Annotated in this window: 3 protein-coding genes; all 3 read right to left on the bottom strand. The window is 71.2% G+C overall.

What is annotated here, in order from left to right:
- Positions 1–633 (bottom strand): DUF2169 domain-containing protein (locus LLG88_06525; protein MCE5246561.1); only part of this gene is annotated, 633 nt, incomplete at its 3' end.
- A gap of 3 nt (positions 634–636) precedes the next feature.
- Positions 637–2,958, bottom strand: a complete 2,322-nt coding sequence (vgrG, locus tag LLG88_06520; GenBank protein ID MCE5246560.1) for a type VI secretion system tip protein VgrG — start codon at positions 2,956–2,958, stop codon at positions 637–639.
- Positions 2,959–2,965: 7 nt separating this feature from the next.
- A partial coding sequence (locus LLG88_06515) for a type VI secretion system ATPase TssH (GenBank protein ID MCE5246559.1) occupies positions 2,966–3,260 on the bottom strand: 295 nt, incomplete at its 5' end.

The raw sequence follows: 3,260 nt of genomic DNA, 5'->3' as shown, positions 1-3,260 counted from the left end.
GTCGTACGTGCCGCGCGGGGCGCGCTGCGGCCACGACGGCGCGAGCGGGCCGAACCCCGCCGGATCCGGCTTGTCGGACGGCTCGATCGACGGACGCCGCGGATCGAGGATCCGCGGCAGGTCGCGCACGCGCCCGTCCTGAGGATCGTCGATCTCCGCGGCGCCGCGGCCGAGCGGGTTCTTGGCGTATCCAAGGCCGCCGAAGGCGAAGGCGTAGGAGATTTCCTGCGAGACGAACGGCGCCGGCTGCTCCATCTCCCGCGCCATCCCCAGCCACTTCCGCTTCAGCCGCCGCGCGCCGGTGACGAGCAGCTCCTTGCGCCACGGGCCGAGCGCGACCGCCGCCTTGAGCGCCGCGACCGGACGTCCGCCCGGCGCGTGCGCGGCGCCGACGAGCAGCAGCTCCGCCGCCGGCTTGTGCGGCGCGAAGTCGGACGGACAGCGGACGCTCCCCTCGAGCCCCTCGTACGGCACGTCGCCCCCGGGCGGAATCGACGCGGCGGCGAACCGCGCCGCGGCGCCGTCCTCGAGGTCGAACGTCCCCTTGACGATCCAGGTCGCGTCGAGTCCCTGCCGGCCGGCGGCGCCGGCCAGCCACGCGATCATCAGCGGCGTTTCGACGGCGAGGCGCATCGGTCAGATCAGGATCTTGAGGTTGCCGCCGTTGATGTTCACGCAGCCGGGGGTCACCTGGACCGACGCCCCGCCCGTCTGCGCCTTGATCGAAGCCGGCTTGACGGTCAGCACGCTGCCGCCCGACTTGATCATCACCACCCCGGCGTCGGTCTCCGACTTCGCCGCCTTGGTCTTCTGCTTGCCGACGTTGACCTCCCACGTCGCGACCTTGGCCACCCACTGGCCGACGGTCTGCAGGCTCTTGCCGACCTTGGTCTCCATCAACCCGGCCATCAGCTTGCTCTTCCCGACGTTCTCCGTCGCCTCGCCGATCACCGCGATGTGCTTGCCGATCGCCTCCTGCTGCTTCGCCGACTCCTTCTTCTTCGACGGGTTGATCTCGACGTCGTTGCCCATCGTGAACTTGAGCATCTTGCTGGCCATCACCGACAGGCCGCCGGCCAGCCCCATCTCCGACTTCAGGCCGCCGCTGACGCAGCTGTTGACGCCGAGCGTCACCTCCTGCTTGGCCGACATGTTCTTCTCGAACTTCGCCCCGATCGTCGTCTCGTTCGACGTCCCGATCGTCGTCGCGCTCTTCGTCCCCGAGACCTTCTCGTCGAGGTTCCCCGCGACGACGAGGCTCTGGTTGCCGTTGACGAGGTGCGCGACCGAGCCGTCCACCTGCTTGTTCTCGTCGCCGCCGATCTTCTCGTGCAGGTTCGCGCCGGTGGCCAGCGCGACCCCCTCCTTCGAGCCGTCGTTCGCGCCCATCGTCAGCGACGTCCCGGCGTGCGGCGAGGAGAGGGCGATCTGCTGCGAGCCCTTGGTGTCCTCGATCACGAAGAAGTTGCCGCCGCCGGTCCGCACCGCGCACTGCGTCTGGTTCTGCGAGGTGACGGGGCTCGCCGTCTCCGGGTTCGGCACCGCCGCCGCGATCAGCGGGCGGTCCGGGTCGCCGTCGATGTGCGCGACGAGGACCTCCGTCCCCTTGTGCAGCGGGAAGTGCATCCCCATGTCGGCGCCGGCGTAGGGCTGCGACATCCGCAGCGGCCGCGACGCCTTGCCGCCCCCCTTGCCGGAGAGGTCGAACGGAAGCTGCACGCGGTAGCGGCCGTGCTCGTCGATCTCCGCGTACTCGCCGCCTCCCGAGGCGTCCACCACGGCGTTGATCGGCCCGGCGATCCGCGGCCAGGCGGTCGTGCGCGCGGGGCGGAAGACGACGTCGGCCGGAATCGCCTCGAACGTGTTGGCGTAGTCCGGCTCGTCGTCCCGCTTGGCCGGCCCGACGTCGAGCGACTGCGCGGCGCGGTGCTCCACGGCGACGACGAGGAAGGAGGCGTTCCAGTCCCGGCGCGGGTGGTCCTCGAGCGTGAACGTCGCCCCCGCCGTCAGCGCGCGGACGTCGCCGCGGCCGAAGAAGCCGCGGGCGCGGCAGCGGACCTCTTCCGCCCGCACCTGCGCCAGCGCCTTCCCTTCCGCGCCGTCCTTGAAGTGCTCGCCGTACTCGTAGAGCGTGCCGCGGCCCTTGTCGTCGGCCGAGGCCTCGGCCTTCAGCTCGACGCTCGGCTTGCGGTAGTTGTAGTCCTTGAGGACGACCTTCTCCGGCGCGGCGGTCCGCTTGCCGACGAGGCTCGTCACGACCTCCTCGTGCTGCGCGTCGCCGCCCGCCGCGGCGGCGCTGAAGTCGGCCATCCCCGCGCTGGCGCGGTAGCGCACCTTTCCGCCGTCCGGCAGCGGTTGCGGCGCGCCGGCGTTGTCGGCGAAGACGATCTTCTCGCCGCGGTCGCCTTGCTCGAAGAAGTAGTAGATCCCCTCGTGCTCGGCGAGGCGGGAAAGGAAGTCGAGGTCGCTCTCCTGGTACTGGACGACGTACTCGCGGTCCGGGTGCTGCCCCGAAAGGCGGAACTCGAAGTCCTGCCCTTCGGTTAGGCCGCGGTTCTTCAGCGTCTCGGCGATGATCCGCGGGTACGGCAGGTCCTGGAACACGCGCGAGGCCTGGCCGAGCGCGAACGCGGCGAGGCGCGGCGCGAGCGCGACGCGGTAGTTCGACCAGCGCGGCCCGTCGTCGAGCTGTTCCACCTCGGCCAAGGCGCCGTGGATCTCGATCCGCCGCGACGCGCGCCCGCCGGCCGCCGTGCCGCCGACGATCGTCAGCTTGGCCGGCGCCGCGAGGAGCGCGTCGAGGTCGAGCGAGCCGTTGAGCGAGGCGAGCTCGATCTCGAAGCGGTACGGACGCGACAGCGCCTCCTCGCCGGCGACGCGCGCGACGAGCAGCGTGTCGTCGGCGAGGGCGTCGGTGTGGAAGTGCAGGAACCGCTTGTCCGCGAGCATGGCGCTCATCGTCACCTCAATTCATTTCGACGCGGAACTCGCCCGACTCGTCGAGCCCGACGGCGAGGCGGGAGGCGGGCCGCCCCGACGCCGCCCGCGCCAGGATCTCGCGCGAGAGGAGCGGCAGCAGCGTTCCCTGCAGGATGAAGTCGATGTTGCGGGCGCCGGTTTCGACCTCGAGGCAGCGGTCGGCGATCTGCTTGTGCACCGCCTCGTCGATCGTCGCCGCCAGCTTGTGGCCGGTCTCCAGCCGCTTGGCCAGCTTGGCCAGCTTCAGCGCGACGATCGAGGCCAGCGCCTCGCCGCGCAGC

This window comes from bacterium (assembly GCA_021372775.1).
Lineage (GTDB): Bacteria > Acidobacteriota > Polarisedimenticolia > J045 > J045 > JAJFTU01.
Note: the sequence above shows the minus strand (reverse complement) of the source record. Positions and strands in the feature narration are given on the sequence as shown.